General features: G+C 72.9%; 6 protein-coding genes. 1 reads left to right on the forward strand and 5 read right to left on the reverse strand.

What is annotated here, in order from left to right:
• Positions 1–23 precede the first annotated feature (23 nt).
• From ACRSBM_RS27665 to ACRSBM_RS27675, 3 genes are read right to left on the reverse strand one after another with little or no spacing between them, the layout of a single operon-like run.
• A complete protein-coding gene (locus ACRSBM_RS27665) occupies positions 24–13,790 on the reverse strand; it encodes a protein-glutamine glutaminase family protein (RefSeq protein WP_434447518.1) in 13,767 nt (4,588 codons plus the stop codon).
• A gap of 49 nt (positions 13,791–13,839) precedes the next feature.
• The gene (locus tag ACRSBM_RS27670; protein WP_434447520.1) at positions 13,840–14,307 is read right to left on the reverse strand and encodes a hypothetical protein; all 468 of its coding nucleotides are present in this window, start codon (positions 14,305–14,307) and stop codon (positions 13,840–13,842) included.
• A 5-nt stretch (positions 14,308–14,312) separates the two neighbouring features.
• On the reverse strand, positions 14,313–14,726 hold the full coding sequence (locus ACRSBM_RS27675) for a YbaB/EbfC family nucleoid-associated protein (RefSeq protein WP_434447522.1): 414 nt from the start codon (positions 14,724–14,726) through the stop codon (positions 14,313–14,315).
• Positions 14,727–15,091: 365 nt separating this feature from the next.
• Here ACRSBM_RS27675 and ACRSBM_RS27680 point away from each other — a divergent pair, with 365 nt between their 5' ends.
• Positions 15,092–15,751: a helix-turn-helix transcriptional regulator gene (locus ACRSBM_RS27680; RefSeq protein ID WP_089919718.1), complete on the forward strand. Its 660-nt coding sequence runs from the start codon at positions 15,092–15,094 to the stop codon at positions 15,749–15,751.
• A 33-nt stretch (positions 15,752–15,784) separates the two neighbouring features.
• Here ACRSBM_RS27680 and ACRSBM_RS27685 read toward each other — a convergent pair whose 3' ends face one another.
• Both ACRSBM_RS27685 and ACRSBM_RS27690 read right to left on the reverse strand, forming a co-directional pair.
• Positions 15,785–16,285 (reverse strand): hypothetical protein, encoded by a 501-nt coding sequence (locus ACRSBM_RS27685; RefSeq protein WP_434447524.1) that lies wholly within the window; start codon positions 16,283–16,285, stop codon positions 15,785–15,787.
• Positions 16,286–16,716: 431 nt separating this feature from the next.
• Positions 16,717–17,430 carry a type VII secretion system-associated protein gene (locus ACRSBM_RS27690; RefSeq protein WP_434447526.1) on the reverse strand — a complete coding sequence of 238 codons (714 nt, stop codon included), beginning with the start codon at positions 17,428–17,430 and terminating at the stop codon, positions 16,717–16,719.
• Positions 17,431–17,498: the final 68 nt, after the last annotated feature.

The following is a 17,498-nucleotide window of genomic DNA, read 5'->3' on the forward strand; positions in this document are numbered from 1 at the left end:
GATTCCCTTCCGCCGTTCTCCGGTCACCGCCTGGGCGGCTGAACCGGTACAGCCGGCTCCTGCGGTGCGGGGAGCCCGAACCGCTCCGCGACCTCCTCCGGCACCTCCAGCGCGTACGTGCCCGCCCTCTGCTTCCCGTCCGGCCAGTACCAGCGCCAGCCGTCGGCGGTGGGCCGGGTCACCGCGACGCCCAGCCACGCGGCGAGGTCGGCGGCATCGGTGCCGGGGTTCGCGTCGTGCGCGGTGTAGAGCCGGACCGCCTCGGCTCCGTTCCACCCGGCGGCCAGCAGCACGCGCCGCGCGTCGTCCGCGCCGAGCGCGACGCCGTGGTCGAGCACCAGCGCCACCACGTCGTCCTCGTCGGGCAGGTAGCGGGCCGCGGTGGAGAGCGGACCGTCCGGGTCGGCCCCGACGAACACGCCCGCGTCGACGCGGACCGCGCTCACCGCGGGCAGGTCGACGCCGAGCCGCTCGTGCCGGTGGAACGCGGCGTCGTCGGCGAACAGCGACTCGGGCGCGGACCAGCCGTGGCGGTGGGCGAGGTCGCCGAACTCGGGCAACGCGTGCAGGCGCTGCCCCGTCCGCCGCGGGTCGCCGAGCGCGACCAGGTTCCTGCCGTCGAGCCGGACCGCCCTGACGTGCACGGCGCTGCTCCCGCCGTGCAGCACCTGCCCCGGTCCCGCGGCGAGCCACGACCAGAAGCCGTACTGCGACCGGGCGGTCGTGAGCTTCGTCGAGACCGGGACCAGGGGCTCCCCCGCGACCTCGGCGAACCCGCTCCCGAAGGCCGTTCCGTCCGGCTCGGGCGCGAACACGGCGCCCAGCGCGGTGAGGTACCCCGTCAGCTCCGGGTTCTGCCTGCGGCGCACCGGCATGTCGACGAGCTTCAGCGCGGCGACGAGCCCGCTGACGTGCGGACGACCGGGTGCGGCGACGGGGGTGAGCACGGGCAGCCGTGGCCGGGTGAGGTCCGTGGCCGCGAGCTTCTGCATCGTCCTCGACCACCGGTCGGTCAGGTCGCGCCAGGCCGCCGGGTTCCGGTCCGCGGCGGCGGCCAGTTCCCCGGCGCTCGTGCGGAGGTCCGCGAACTCCTCTCGCGCGAAGGCGATCCGGTCGCGCACGCGGCTGCCCTGCACGCGGCCCAGCGGCCGGTCCCGGTGTGTGCGGAAGCCGACGGACGTGGTGGGCAGCGCGGCCGCCATGGCGCTCACGACGGCGTCACCGGCGTGCAGCATCGTCACGATCGTCAGCGCCCGGTCCCGCACGGCGATGTTCACCGCGGCGGCACCACCGGTCGTCTGGAAGTACCGGGACTCGTGCCCGGCCGAGGCGAACAGCGACTCCGCGAGCGCGTCCGGGTTGCCGAGCAACGCGGTGAACAGCGGGTCGCCGAACACCTTCGCGCGAGCCGGGCCGGTGAGGTTCACGGTCGCGAGCACCGCCAGCCGCGACTGCAACGGGGCGCCCACGGGGTAGGAGATCCTGTGCAGGAGGGACCCCTCGGTGGTGAAGGGGTCGTGTCCCCGTTCGAGGTGCCGGGCCACGTCGGTCAGCAGGTGGACGAGCCGGTCGGGGCTGAGCGGCCGGACGGCCCGGTGGTCACCGGACTGCCCGTCGGCGTCGCGGACCGGTACGACCGTTGCGGCGAGCACGGCGTCGTTGAGCACCGCGCGCACCTGGTCGCGCAGAGCCACGCCGGGCACGGCCCCCAGCGCGTCGTCCAGGCTCCGCAGGAGCTCCGCCGTGCCGTCCGCGAGGTCGTGCTGCTCGACCGCGCCGGACGACAGTGCGACCGCTTCGTCCACCCAGTGCGCGAGGTCGGTCTCGGACAGGGGCAGCCGGGCACGTCCGCGGGTCGCGCCGCGGTACGCCGACGTCAGCCTGCTGCGCTGCCGCGGGTCCGCGACGGGCCGCAGGCGACTGGTCGCGGGCGAGTCCTGGCCGGCCGGCGACCCCGGCGTGGTCGGCGGAGTGCTCTGGCCGGGGTCTGCGCCGGGCGGTGTGAAGCCGAGTGCGCGTGCACCCGCCAGGTCGACCTGCAGCCACACTTCGCCGTCCACGCCGTTCTGCCCGGTCGCGACGGCGGCGGTCCTCCCGTCCCGGTACTCGAGCGTGAGCGTGGGACGCAGCTCCGCCAGCACCAGGTAGACGTTGTCCCGCTGCACCTCGGCGGGAACCGGCTCGGCGTCGCGGGAGGTGTACCGCGAGGTGGCCAGCGTCCGCTCGACCTCTCCCTTGCCGATGAGGTTCTCCGCGATCGGACCGTCGAGCAGGGCGGCCTTCGCGGTCACGTTCTCCTCCGTCGTGACGACCGGGCCGGTCCCCTCGGCCGTCGTCTTGCGCAGCGACGCGCCGGGGATCGGGCCGAACAGCTGCCGCCGCCCCAGGTCGAAGGTGATCGTCGCCGTGGACACGGTCCTGCTGCCGACGTCGACCTGGTAGCCGTCGGGCGACAGGGCCGCCACGACGCGGCCGGCCAGCTGGGTCGCGGTCGTGGACACGAGCAGCCCGTTCGCCCGGCCCGCGTTCAGCTCCGGCAACAGCTCCGCGAGCCGGGCGTGCAGCCCCTCCGCGTGGAACGGCGTGGCGCTGATGGTGGCGTCGACGGGCAGGCCGGTGCCGTGCGTCAGGTCGCTCAACGGCGTGCCGACCGTTTCCAGCGGCGTCCTGGCGAGGTCCAGGACGGACGGCACCGGTGTCTGGATCGCCGACCCCACCGTGAAGCCCGGCAGCACCTGCATGTCCCGCACCGGTGTCTGCCGCAGCCCTGGCAGGTGCCTGCGGTAGACGCCCGAACGCGCCCAGGGGCGCACCTGCACGGTCACCCGCATGCCGTGGCCGTGCCGCCGCGCCTGACCGGACCACCGGTAGCCGACGGTGCTGCGGGACAGCACCCGGTCGTCCTGCCCGCCGCGGGACTCCGCGGCCAGCTCGGCCGCCGGGTTGACCAGGCCGCCGGTCAGCGCCGACCCGACCCACCTCGGAATGGCCGGCGGCAGGGCCACGCCCGCGGACCTGGTCCACTCCGACCGCTCGCCCCGGCTCGTGCTCCGGGTCGTCGTGACCTCGGAGTCCACCAGGAAGTTCTCCTCCACGCCCAGGTCCGCGCCGTCGACGCGCCGCGCGCTCACGACGACCAGCTGTTCGAGCTTGCCCGACTCCCCCAGCCGCTCGCCGAAGATCGGCGAACCGCCGTTGAGCACGTTGGCCAGCACCTGGTCCCCGCCGAGCTCCAGCCGCCTGCCGAACGCCTGCACCATCTCGTCGTGCAGCCCGGCGAACTGCTTGCGCACCTTGGGATCGGTGATGGTCTTCTCGTAGTCGCGCAGCAGCTCCCGGATGTCCTGCGTCATCCGCAGGGCCAGGTCCGGGCGCAGCGGCTCTGGCATCCCCAGCTCGATGCCGGCCTCGCTCGTCGCGGTCGCCGGAGGTGTCACCGCGTCCGCCGTGTGCGCGGCCTCGTACGCCCGGAGGTCGTCGGGCAGCAGGACGTGGTCGAGGTCGTGCCGGCTGAGCTCACCGATCCTCGGCACCTCGCTCGCCGGAATCCACAGCGTGACAGCCCGCGGCACGTACTTGCGCCGGTCGCCACCGGTCACCGGACCGTCGTGCTGCTCGCCGAACGGACCGGTCCACGTGTGCCGGGCCGACGTCGTCAGCCGGTGCCGCGCGTCGAACTCGACCAGGTAGCCGCGCTCGACCCAGGCGACCTTCGTGCGCGCGTCCACGGTGGTGGTCTCGGTGGTCTCCGGCCCGCGCAGGTAAGAGGCCGCGGCCTTCGCCTCGGCCGTGGCCACCTCTCCCAGCTTCACCTTCGCGGTGAGGCCGGCGTTCGGTCCGGTGCGCCGCTGCCGGTGCGACTCGACCGTCGTGTGGGTGGCGTTCGAGCGGGTGAACTCGTGGGCCTCGTCCACACCGATGATCCGGGCGTTGCCGTAGGTGCTCGTCAACGTCGCCGTGCCGGTGATCCTGCGGCTGCCGAGCTCCAGCGGTGCGAACCCGCTGTCGCCGTTGTAGTTCTCCAGCCGCAGCTCGTCGCCGGGTCCCTCGGCGAGCCCCAGCCTGCCCTGCCGCGACTGCCAGCTCACCCACTGCTCCAGTGCCCGGCGCGACACGTCCTGCGCGTCGTCCTCGCCGGAGCTGCCCAGCTGTGCCGGACGCGCGCCGAGGAGCTGGCGCTTCGCCAGCTCCTCGGCCCTGGCGCGGGAGCCCTCCGGTTCGGGAACCGCCAGCAGCCCGGCGGTCTCGGCGCCCAGGCGGGTGATCGCGGCCATCGAGTCGACCTCGAACCGCTTCGGCAGGTCCGCGGCCCGCTCGAACTCCGCGGCACCGCCCGGCCGGGTCCCGGCGTCGACCCAGTCGCTCTCGGTCCCGGGCTCGACCGGTCCGGCGTCCACCGCACGACCCGGTCGCTGGGCGACCGCGATCTCCAGCTCCGCCGCGATGCCCGTCCGGAGCTCCGCGTCGGCCGCGGGGTCCGGGCGCTCGGACCACGTCATCGGCGGGTCCAGGTCCGACAAGTCGGTGCCGGTCCGCACCTCGATCTCCGCCGGGTGCCGGTAGAGGTGGACCGGGACGTCCTCCCCGGTCCAGGCGCGCTCCTCCTCCATCGTCTCGCTGATCTGGGCGCGCCGCTGCTCGGACCGCGTCACGCCGGCCGTGCCGCCGAGCTCGACCGGCCCGGCGTCGCCCTCGACCGCGACCTTGAAGCCCTTCGACCGCGTCCGCTCCGCCGTCAGCTTCGTCGTCTCGCTGGTCGCGACGAACCCCTGCAGTTCCTTCGTCGACGCCTTCTTCACGTACTCGCCACCACCAGGGGCGACCACGCCGCCGAGGAACAGGTCCTTCTCCGCCCCCGGCAAGGAGATCCGCTTCGGATCGCCGCCGAAGAGCGCCCTCGGGTCATCGACCAGGACGTCGCGCAGACTCCGCTGAACGTCCTGTGCGTCCTGCGCGCCGGAGACCACCCCGTCGGCGTAGAGCCTCCGCACGACCCGGCCGATGACCGCCTCACGGGACACGTCGCTGAGCTTCCACCGGCTCCGCGCGTAGCCGGCGACCTCGTCCGCGCTCAGCCCGGACCGGTCCCGCGCGCCGGCGGCCCGAACCGTCCCCGCGGGCGCCGGCTCGTCACGGGCACCGACGTTGTTGCCGCTGTCGCTGTCCACAGGGGAGAACAGCAGCACCGCGGCGGCTTCGACGTGCAACGCCACCAACGGTTTGTCCTCACGTCGGAGGAACCCGAACGAACGGTGCGCATCGTCGGACGACAACGTTGCCAGCCGGTACGTCTTGCCCTCCTCGGCCATCACCACCAGGAACGGGAAGCTGATCGTGTCGTCGACGAAGTCGCCCTTGATCCGCTCGGTCAGCTCGTGCCGCACCTGCGACACCCGCTCGGAGAGGTTCTGGTTCACCCTGCTGAAGGACACACCGGCCCCGATCTTCACCCCGACCAGGCCCGCGAGCTCCTCACCGGCGCTCACGCCCAGCTCGAAGCCGGCCTCGTGGGTGGCCGCCGCGCCCACCGAGTGCCGGTGGCTCGCCGCCACGGTGCGTCCCAGCGACCGCGCGGCCGCCTGCGCCAGACCGGGTGCGAACGACTGCCCCTCCAGCGCTTTCCCCTGGCGCACCACGACCTTCACGGGCTTGTGCCCCGGGAAGCGGAACGTCTCCTCGACCTGCTCGCCGGTGACGAGGCGCTTGCCCTGCTTCGGCCCGAGGTCGTCGAGCCACCTCTCCAGCCGGGTGATCTCCTGATGTGACCCGGACAGCCGCAGCGTGGACTTGACCGCGCTGAAGACCGTGTCGATGCCGACGAACCGGACGTGTTCGAGCGCTTCGCGCGCACGCTCGAAACCGGCGTGGCTGCGGGCCCTCGCGAGGGCGTCGGGGGTGGCGGCGAGGTCCGGGTAGCTCAGCGCGGGACCCGCCGTCAGCGGGGTCTCCGGCAGCGGGTCGCCCGGCTCGCTCGCGGTGGCGCCGAACTGCGGCCACGTCAACGTCATCGTGACCGACTGCTTCCACTCCACCGGCTCCGGCCGCTCCCGGTGGAGGTGCCGCTTCGGTGGCTGGATCCGCAGGCGGTGGTGCACGTCGTGCGACGTCCGGGTCACCTTGGCGCCCGCCTGGGTGATCTCCACGGTCTCCCGCGTCGTCCCGGTCGCCGAGGTGCGCCGCTCCGACGCGGTGCCGAGCAGGCCCTGCACCGAGAACGACACGGTCACCGGCCCGGCCGGCACCGACCCCTGCACCGGGTTCACCGGCGTCGAGACCACCTCGGCCGACGTGCCGTCCTCCGCCTCCCGGACCGTCTCCGACCTCGTCAGGTCCGCGGTCGTGCTGACGGCGTGGTGGTGGGGTGCTCCGATGCCGAGCGCGTGCACCTCGACCTCGAAGTCCTCCCACACCTCGCGGATGCCTTCGAGCGAGCGGTCCAGCTGCTTGAGCTTCGCGTCGGCGAACGTCACGTCGACCCACCTGCCCAGCTCCGCGGAGTCCTCGCCGAGCTCCCGCAGCTGGTCCCGCAGCGCGCTGCGCAGGTGGGCGAAGTCCGGTTCCCCGTCGACCTGCGGCTGGTCGACCTGCGCCCGCCAGGCCCGCGCCTCCTCCGCGGCCGTCACCCAGGAGCCGGTCGTCGACAGGCTCGCGTTGCGCCGGTGCGGGCCCGACCTCCGCCTGCCCGGCCTCGGACTGCTCGGACCACCGGGTGCCCGGTGCACTTCCAGGGGACTGAGGAGGCTCGTACCCCGCCGGGGCCTCGACGCTCCCCCTCTCAGCGCGGGTTTCAGCCCGGCCTCGCGCGCCAGCTGCTCGGCGAGTGCCCGGACCGGTTGTCCCGGGGGCCGGCCCTCCTCCAGTTGGTACAACCGGTACGCGACCAGCTCCACCACGTCGTCGTGAGCCTGCTGGAACCGCGACCCCGGCACCGCGAACTGGTTCACCGTCAGGGTCGCCAGGGTCCGCAGTGACGCGACCCGTTCCGGTGACAGCTGCCGCCACTGCTGCGGCAACCGGTCCACCTCCGCGACGCTCGACAGCACCGGCAACGACGGGACGGGCTGCGGCGACCTGGGCTCCAGCCGTTCGGCGGACACCGGCCGGGAGCCGAGGTCGTCCCGGGGCAGCAGCGAGGCCGGGCTCTCAGCTTCCCAGTCCGCTGCCCAGGTGACGAGCTCCGCCGCTGTGAGCACCGACGGATGGCTCCTCATGGGGTCGCTCAGCACGAACACGCGGCGTCCACCTACCACACCTGCTCGGAGGTGGACCGCGTGATCCAGTGTCATGACCACGTGACCGGGCGAGGAGGCGAGCCGGTTCCAGAACTCCGCCCGCTGTGTGGGAAGGGCCAGGTTTTCCGCCAACGGCACGCGCGAGGTGGTCGCGGACTCCACGCCGGAGAGGATGGCGTCCGATTCCAGTGCGAGCCCGTGCAGGAACAGGGCCGCGTACTGGTTCGGCGCGACACCGGAGAGCCGACGAGGACCACGGTCCACGAGCGCCGGGGCGGCCAGCAGCGCGCTGCTCCACCAGTGGCCCGCGACGACCTTCTTCGTCAGCACCGGCACGACGTCCTGGCTCAGGTCGGCCGCGGCGAGCTTCTGCATCGTCCGGCTCCAGCGCACCGTCAGCGCACGCCAGTCGTGGCGCACACCCGGATCGCCCTGGTCGGCGGCCACCAGCGTCAAGGCCCGGCGTTCGATGGCGTCGAACTCGGAACGCGCCGCCGCGATCCGCCCGCGTGCCATGTCCTCCAGGGAACGACCGAACGGGCGGTCCGCGGCCGACCGGACCTCCGCGGCAGTCCTGCTGATGACCCGCTCCGCGGAGTCCGCGGCGGAGCGGCCGAGGTGCAGCAGCGCGGCGGTGCCGGGAACGCGGTTGCGCACGGCCGCGTTCATCGCGGCCGCGACACAGGTCGTGATGAAGTACTGCTCCTCGTGGCCGGCACCCGCGAACAGCGACTCGGCCAGCGCGGACGGGTTGTCCCGCAACGCGGCGAACAGCGGAGACGCGACGACGGCGGTCCTGGCCGCGGCGCTGAGGTTCGCCAGCCCCAACGTGGCGAGCCGGACCGGCAACGCCGTCCCCGCGTGCAGGTGGATCCCCCGCAGCGAGGACGTCGCGGCGGTGAAGGGGTCCTCACCGCGGGACACCACTGCGGCGAGGTCGTCCAGCACCGCGGTCAACCGGTCCGCGGTGATCGGCCGGATCTCCCTCGGGTCGGCGGCGTGGTCACGACCCGTGAGTCGTGTCCCGAGCGGAACCTCCCGCGTCGGCACCAGTGCCGCCGCGAGCAACGCCTCCGTGACGAACGCGCGGACCCGCGCCGCCTCACCCGGTTCGCCCGAGTTGGTCAGCACGTCGTTCAGCGACACGAGCCGCTCACGGGTGCCGGGCGGCAGGGCCAGGTGCTCCAGCCTCCCGCCGGCGGCGAGCGCGGCGTACTCGGCGGCCACGGCACGCACCTCGGTCCGCGGCACCTCCAGCGCGGTCAGGCCGTGCACGGCCCGGTCGTACTCGGCCTCGGCCCGCTGCGGTGCGGTCCGCGAGCCGTCGTAGTCGATCTCGACGGTGGCGCGGCGCATCTCCTCCGCGGGAACACCACCGTCGGCCGTGCCGGCCTCGGTCACGAGCCGGACCTCGACCTCGGCGGTGGAGGCCGGTGCGTCCCCACCCCGCAGGACCACCAGTTCCCGTCGCACCGCCGCGACGAACTCGTCCCGCACGAGCTCCGCCCGCGCTCGTGCCGCCGAGGTGGGCACCGGCACCCCGAAGGGCCCTGACCGGCCGTTGCCCCGGCCTGTGATCACCGCCGTCGGCGGGGTAAGGCCGTGTTCTGCCCGCAGCAGTGCCGCCCGGGCGACCTGGCGCGCGACCGCCCGGACCGGGGCGAGGGCGTTTGCCGGCGCGGTACGCGCCCCTTCGTCGAACCACACGGACGCCGGGGACGGCGGCTGCACACCTCCCAGCACGACGACGGTGAGCGCACCCTCCGGCCGCTGGTCGTGGAAGGTCTCCCCCGATCCCTTGCCGTACATGCGGAAGTGCCAGCGTGGTGCCGCCGCGCCGCGCTTTCCCGCACGAGGGTGGCTTTCCAGCGTGATCTGGCTCTGGCCGTCCGCGCTCTCGGCGACGACCGCGGCGAAGTGGTAGCCGAGGTGCCGTCCGTCCGCTCCTCCACTCATGGTCACGTAAACCTGTCCCGGCCGCGCCCACGCGTACCGGTTCACGCCCACCCGGCGCGCGAGGTCGTCCATCCGCCCAGCCGATTCCGGTGCGTGGCCGGTGAGTCCCGGTGCCGCGGCGTGATGACGGCCGGTGAACAACACCGCCATCCGGACGTCCACCTCGGACACCTCGCCGGACTCCGCGCTCACCGTCAGGCTGTCCGCCAGGCGCAGCAGTGCGGTGAGCTCCAGTCCGTCGTCCGCGTTGATCGGCGCCGTCGCCGTGGTGCCGTCCGGCCCGGTGAACAGCACCGTGTCGAAGCCGGCACCGTGGACCACGCCCGCGAAGTCGCTGCTGACGTCCGGCGGCACGAGCGGAACGACGCGGTGCAGCACTTGTTCGCGGCTGGGCTCGCCCACCGCGACCGTCGTGGTCCCGACGTCCAGCGCCACGCCGCTGCCGAGGCCGCGCAGCACTTCCCGCGCGCGGTCGAGCACGCCGGTGGTGGCGAAGAACTCGCTCGCGTGCTCCACCTCGGCGGAGTGGAGGCCTGGGACCGCGAGGGTGCCGTCTCCCGCCAGCCGGAGGTCCGCCGGCTCCCGCAGCCGCGGTGCTTCCGGGACGACAGTGTGCTGCGGCAGGTCGGCGACGGGGCGGCCGGGGAACACCGTGGCGAAGTCGTCCAGCGGCACGTCACCGATGAACAGGTCCAGCACGTCGGTGAACCGCCGCGGCATGCGCAGGCCTCCCGCGGGCACCGCGTCCGGGCTCCACCGGCCCATCAGCGTTCCGCTGACGTCGAGCCCACCACCCTGGTTCGTGGTCTCGTCGACGAGCCCCAGCATGTGGCCGAACTCGTGTGCGCTGTGCTCCTGCGACTGACCGGGGTGCCAGTTCGTCTGGTCGATCAGGCGGCCGGGGTCCATCGTCACCACGTGGTGGACCGCGGACGTCCCGTCGGCGGGCAGGAGGCGGAACCACAGCGGCTCACCGTCCGGTCTGCGCAGCGGGCCCCCGTCGCGTCCGCTGTTGAAGTAGCGGTCCACACCGGCCTGAGCGCTGCGCAGCAACGCCTCCCGCGTCGCCTCGTCGTGGCGCCCCTCTGGGTCGAGCGCGATGCGGACGGTGACCTCGGTGATCGGCCCGTCCCCGGTCGCGAACCGCCGCACCTCGAACGCCGACCTCTCGACCGCGTCGTGGCCGGGCACCGCGCGAATCCGGCCCCGCTGCACCACACCCGTGCGCTCCGGCTGCGCTCCGGCTTCGAATGCCCCGCCGGGCGTCACCGCGTCCTCGATCGCGTCGGCGTGGTCGGGCAGGAGGTGGAGCAGTCGCCGCAGCGGCTCGGGTTCCCGGTCGAACAAACCGCTCACACCGACGGGTTCACGTTCCGCCAGAGCGGACAGGGCATCACGCACAACGTCGACCGACACCCCCGCCTCGGAGGCCACCTCCAGGTCGACGCGTGCGGCGATGTCCGCAAGCGCGCGGTCCACCCGGCGTTCGGCGGCAAGGGCGTAGAACTCGCGCATCTCGACGATGGCGGCCCGCGACTCCGCGTCGGCGTGTGCCCACGAGGTGTCGTGCGGGCCCACCAGGTCGGGGAAGCCGTACACGTGCGAGTCGGTGAGCACCAGCACCGGCACGTCGACGGGATAGCCGTCGTCCCACCTCGCCGGGAAGTTCCGCTGGTCGTCCATCAGCTGCTGCTGCACCACCTCGGCGGTGCCCTGGTACCGCCGAACCCTGTCGGCGCCCGCGGCACGAGCCCAGTCGTCGATGCTCAACGGCCGTTCGGCGTTCACGGACGGGTCGAACACGACCCACTCGCGACTGTTCGGCGTCACCACGGCGACGGCCACGGCGATGTGGAAGTCCCACTCGACCTCGGCCGTGCCCAGCCCGGGTCCCCCGATGACCACCTTGCGCGGGTCGGCACCCCGCTGCTGGAGCGCGACGGCCATCCGGTGGGCCCGGTAGGTGCAGCCGTCGTCCGCGTAGTCGTAGGGCAGGCGCCGCTCACCGAAGAGGTGGTCGTCGAAGGTCAGCTCGCGCAACTGCGCGAACCACGCGTCCGCCTGCTCCCGCGACACGGGGTCCGTGATCACGCCGCCCAGCAGGTGGTCGACGTAGGCGGACTCGTCCGGCCGCAGCCGGCGCAGCTCGGTGCCGAGGTCCTCGCGGAACTCGTCCCAGTAGGCGTCCTCGACGACCCTGACCGCCTGGGGATCCCTGCCCAGACCGTCCAGCAAGGTCACCGCACCCTCGAAGTCCTGGCGCTGGACACGGGCATCGACCTCCCGCACCAGCTCCCACACCGACGGCAGCTCGGCCGGGTCGGCCTCCGGGCCCACCGCGATCGAACCGAGGGGCATCTCGGCGGCGGGGTCGGCGAGGAACGTGGTCACCCGCCCCATGACCTGCAACGCGCGCTCGTAGTCGGCGCCGGACAGCCGCCCGTCCTCGTGCGCGGCGGACAGCACCTGCGCCAGCTGGTACGACCTGTCCTGCGCGCCCGGCACCTCCATGAGCCGGTGCAGCTCGATCAGCAACCGCCTGCCGTTGACGGCGGGCTGCTCCAGCGTGGAGATGACAGACCGGTGTGCGATGTCCGTGGCCTGCTCCGGTGCCACGGGCGTCTGAGGGCGCACCACCTGGCTGACGGTGTCCGGGTTCTGGCCCGGTGCCTGTGGCACCTCGGTGCTCGGCGGCAGTGCGGCGGTGACCCGGCCGCCGGAACCCGTGGACGTTCCCCCGGCTTCGGCGGGTCGCGTCTCGTCCGCGGAGTCCAGCGACCCCTGCCTCGCGTCGATGCGGTGGTCGTCGCCCGGGTGCGCCTCGTCGCTGTGCTGCCGGGAGGGGTCGGCACCCGCCGCGGCGACGTCGCGTCCGCTGGCCCGGTCGTCACGGGTCTCCTGAGCCGACGGTGCGGACTGCGGGTCGTTCACGGCCGCCAGGTGGGTGGCGGAGGACTCCGGAGCCGCCTGCCCGGACGGCGGGGAGGCGGTGAGCCCGTGCTCGGCACGCGGCTGCGCCTCCGGCAGAGCGTCCCGCCCGCCGGTGATCGGTGCCGTCTGCACCTCGTCCCGCAAGGTGGGCGACGTCTGCGGGGTGAACGGCCCGGCAGCCGGTACGTCCGCGGCGGAGGACTCGGCCGCCGGAGGCACGACCGCTGGAGAGGAACCGGCCGCCGGACGCACCACCGCCGTAGAAGAACCGGTTGCCGGAGGCACCACCCCCGTGGAGGGCCCAGCCACCAGAGGCGCCACCGCCGGAGACGACCCAGCCGCCGGACGCACCCCCGCCGGAGAAGACCCGGTGACAGGTCCGGCCTGCGGCCCGTCCCCGGTCCCCGGCGCGGCGGGAGGCCCACCGGCGGCAACATCCCGCGGAACCTCGACCGCAGCGGGAACACCGCCTCGCAAAGGCGCCACCCGACCACCGAGCGGCGCGTCGACGCCACCGTTCCGCGCCAGCCCGGACCCCGGGCCCGTCACGGCACCCGGTCGACCACCTCCGGACGCTCGCGCACCTCCGTCCGCGTGAACGCCTCCCCCAGCAGACGTCCCGCTCTCCCGACCCAACGGAACCGCACCACGAGCCGCACCGCCTCCACCCGCCCACGTCCCGGCCTCGCCGGTCACCGACGGATTTTCTTCCACCACAACCCAACCAGGCGCCCCCGTCCCGCCCTCATCGGCAACAGGCCCGTTCTCCCGCCCCGCTCCCGGATCGCCGATCGCCCCCAGCGCGGGCACCTTCACCGCGTCCCCGTTGACCAGCCGGTCGATCGCCTCCCCGGCGTCGTGCGCCTTCTTCTCGGCGGCACCGCTGAAAGCACCGCCCACCGCACCGGCCCACAGGTCGTTCATGCTGCCGCCGAGGACTCCCGCGGTGCCGGCCCCCACCACGACGTCGGCGACCGCCTCCGCCGCACCGTGGAACGCCGCCGTGTCCTCGACGCGCGGTTTCCACCGGCCCACGCCCAGGTGCATGCCGCCGGCGAGACCCTCCGCCGCGCCACCGGCCACGAAGCTGATCAGCGAGCTGGTGCCGTCCCAGCGGTGGCGGTTGCCTTCGGCGACCTGGGAGAGCTGCGCGATCGCGTCCTGCACGACCTCCTCGACGCCGCCCTCCACGGCCTCGCCGATCAGCCTGACGGCCCAGTGCAGCCGCATCGAGATCTGCTGCACGGCGATGCGCGCGGAGGTGATGAACGACGGGACGAGCGGCGCGGTGAAGGGGCTCGACAGCGCCCACAGGATCGACGCGGCGAAGAAGGCGATCTCCACCATCATCGCGTAGACGGAGTGCTCGACGTTCAACGCGAGGTCGAGCAGGCTGCTCGACTGCACCCCGGTGATCAGCGCGATCCGGGGGACCTGGCCGAGCACGCGGGTGACCTGCTCGCGGAACGCGCGCCCGGCGCGGCCACCGATGGCGTGCTCGACCGACCCCACCAGCTGCGCGACGCCGTCCGCCAGTTCCTGCAGCGTCCTGCCGCTGTCCAGCCAGTTCTGCGCGAGCGCACGCGTGGCCGCCACGTCGACCTTCGGCGCCTGCTGCCCTGCCACGAGGACCCAGAGCCAGTCGAACGACGGATCGAAGTGCAGGCTCACCGTTCCTCAGCAGACGTCCGTCGAAATCCTCGCAGCAGCAGCAGCGGTGTCAGCGGCGGCCGTCACCGTCCGGCTTCTGGCCGGGCGCGTTCCCGGGGCCCATTGCATCCTTGAGTTTCAGCGAGATGTCCGTGGCGTTCTCCTCCGTGCCCACGCAGAAGGCTCTGAACTGCTTCACGCTGCCGGCGATGACGCCGATGGCCTTCGCCAGGCTGGCGAGGCCGTTCAGGTACTCCTCCGAGCGCTTGTAGTACTTGGGGGCGAACGCGTTCCAGCTCTCGTCGCCCTGACCGGACGGCAACGGCGCGTAGGACGCGAGCTCCCTGTTGCTGTTCGCGTAGTGGCGGAACCGGTCAGCGGCCGACTCGAAACCCGCCGCACCCCGGTTCAGCTGGTCGGTGTCGACGGAGATCCGCCCGGAACCGTCCCCGAGGTTGAACGGAGCCGGCCTGCTGCTGCCGCCTCCGCTCCGGTCATCACCGGAAGCGTCCTCGCCGGGGTTCTCTGACTTGATCATCGCACTCAGTCCCTGATGTTCATGACGTCACGGGTGGTGGGGCGCAGCTCGGGCGTGGGAGGCAGCAGCGACTGCAGGTCCACGTCCCCGGAGAAGAGCTTGCGCGCGTCGACCCCGGGAGGGAGCGTCGGCGCGATCACGTCCGCGGCCTCGTCCGCCACCTGCTGCTGCGCGTCCGTGATGGTCTTCAGGACCGCGGACTCCAGTTCTGCCGGTGTCATGCGCTTGTAGGCGCCGCTCGGGAACTTCACGTCCCTCACCACGCCGCCGTGACCGACGGTCACCGCCACGACCCGGCGGGGAGCGGTGACGGTGCACGACAGCTCGCTGAGCCGTCGCTGCGTCTCGCGCAGTTCGGCGAACTGCCGCTCGTACTGGCTCTTCAGCTGCTCGACCTGCTCGGACTGGGGATAGGACACCGCACGCCTCCCTCGGCCTGCTCGCCGTGACCGGACATCAGCAGTAAACGGGCAAAAGCAGAGCGTCCAAGACGAACTGACCGGTTCCGAACCTGAAAGGAACCGCATGGTGCCCAAACGCACCCGATACCGCCGTATCGATTGAGAGGGGACCGGCGAGAGGGCAGAGTTCGAAGCGGGAAATCGATTACCGCCGGGCGGTATGGCTCCAAACAGCCGTGTCCGAACCTGGTGGACCAGGGGTAGGTTCGAGCACCCGGCAGCCGTGTCGGGGTACCGGCGGTCGACAGGCAGCTTTGTCGTTTCGCAAACCTGCCCCCCGTTCTCGCTGGCCTTCCGCGCTGCTCACACGGTCTCCTGTGAACATGACTTCGCAGACCGCCTGGCCGGACGGCCGGCGCCCCCTGGCACCAGGGCACGCAAGCCGCACGGCCATCCGGGTCTTGGTCCACGCCTCGGACCCGCTGATCGCATCGGGCCTGCTCGCGATGCTGCGGCCGACGCCCGGCATCGAGATCGTCACGGACCCGCAGAACGCCGACGTCACCGTGGCCGTCGCGGACGACTGCCTGCAGGAGGCGTTCCAGCCCGGCACCTCCCGCCTCGTCCTCATCGCGGACGAGCTCCGCCAGGCGGAGCTGTGGACGGCCATCGAGCACGGACTCGTCGTGCTGGTGCCGCGCGCGGAAGCCACGGCCAGGACGAGGCTGCTGCGCGCCATCACCGACGCCCGCGAGGGACGGGGCGACCTGCCGGCCGAGCAGCTGGGCAACGTCCTGCGAGGGCTCAAGCAGCTGCAGGAGACGACCCTCGGGCCGCGCGACCTCACCCTCGCCGGTCTGTCGCTGCGCGAGACCGAGGTGATCAGGCTCCTCGCGGACGGCCTCGACACCGCCGAGATCGCGGAGCGGCTCATCTACTCCGAGCGCACCGTGAAGAACGTCCTGCACAACCTGCTCAGCAGGCTCAACCTGCGCAACCGCGCCCACGCGGTCGCCTACGCGTTGCGCCACGGCCTCATCTGAGACCGGCCGCGGACGGCCTCCCGCCGTCCGCGGTCACAACGCCGTGACGCCGACCAGCAGTGGCCCCAGCAACGACTCGAGCCACGCCTGAGCGCTCGTGGGCCCGTCCTCGCAGCAGTCGCCGCACGGGTGGAGGGCGGCGAGCACGTCGCCGATCAGCCGGCACCAGGCGTCGACGTCCTGCGCGGTCTCGAGCAGCACCACGCCGCCGGACTCCGGCAGCGTGCCGATGACGCGCCGTGCCGCCTCCGCGGTCTCCGCCAGGTACACCGGCGCCCACCACGAAATCTCCCAGTCGGCGGCACCCGCGGGCACGTGCTCGCGCACGATCGCGGTGATGCGCTCGTCGTACACCGGTTCGTCGGCGACCAGGCGACCCGATCCGCGGGTGCTGCCGTCCACCCACCGGCACCGGGCCAGCCACCGCTCCGCCACCAGGACGAGGCCGTCCGCGTGGGACCGCAGCAGTTCGACCTCACCCCCGGACAGCACACCGATCATGCCTTCGTCGCCACATCGGTCCCAACGGTTCACCGCTTCGTCTCCTCGCAGCGCGTGCTCTCGGCCTCTTCGCCTCCGCCGCACGAGCGGACCGGGGTCTGCCGGGGCGTGGAAAGATCAAACTAACCGGCGGCGGACGACCAAACGAGACCCGAGGTCGTGATCGGCCTTTCCAGCCTTCGAAAGCTGCACTGAAGACCGCGCTGCTGCGCACACGAGGAGATGCGGGAAAGGCTCGTCAGTGGACGGAGACACCGTGTCGCCCAGCGGAATTGATCCCCGGTTGCTCCGGCGCTGCGCCGCGGAGCAGCAGAAAGGCCCGCGAGCCGCACCCGTGGGCGAGCCGACGGCGGAACCGGGCGGAGCTGAGGTCGTCGAGCAGCCACCCGCCCGGCTGGGCACGCCGTCACCTCCTCGCGACCACGCGGAACCGGCGAGCGGGAACCGGCCCTCCCGCACCCCGGTCACGACCGTCGCGCCTCCGGAGCGATCGGTGCCTCCGCCTCCGTGCTGAACCGCGGTGCGGCGGAGTCCGCGGAGACCTGCGCGGCCGGCGTCTCGTCCTGCCCCGGCCCCCAGGGAACAACGCGCATGCCCGACTCCTGCCGGAACCGCTCGTGGACGGCGGACACCTCGTCGTCGCTCATCATGAACGTCTCGCGCATGAAGTCGCCGGTGAGCCGGACCGACGCCGGGCCGCCGGGGTTGAACAGCACGTCCACGCCGTCGGCCAGCAGCATCACGAGCTCGTCGAGGTCGATGCGCCGCCATTGCGGCGAGCTGACCCTCCTGCGGTGCGGCTCCGCGGTGGCCACGACGACGCAGGCGATGTCGTCCGGCGACTGCACGACCAGCGGTTTGCCGTCCCCGTTCATCGCGATGTCGAACAGGCAGTCGCGCAGCATCAGCTGGATGTGCTCCACCTCCGCGCCGCCGTGCAGGACCAGCCTCAGCACGGCGTCCAGCGGGTCCGTCGGCGAGTGCTCGTCGGCGGGCACGTAGTCCGGGTTGGCCCGGAACCGGCCGACGCGGCCGTCGCCCTCCACCGGCCACAGCCCGACGACGGCCTCCGCAGGCGGCAGTTCGTCCTCTTCGGACGGAGCCCACGCCGGATCCATGAGCAGGAACCAGTTCTCGAGCGGTCCGCTGTCCCCGGTGTCCTCGGTGGTGTCGGTCATGTTCTCCATCCTCGTCCCTCACGTCTCCGCCGGCAGTGCCGACGCCCTGATCCCCGGAGCGCTCGTGC

The organism is Lentzea xerophila, from assembly GCF_051094245.1.
Taxonomy (GTDB): domain Bacteria; phylum Actinomycetota; class Actinomycetes; order Mycobacteriales; family Pseudonocardiaceae; genus Lentzea; species Lentzea xerophila.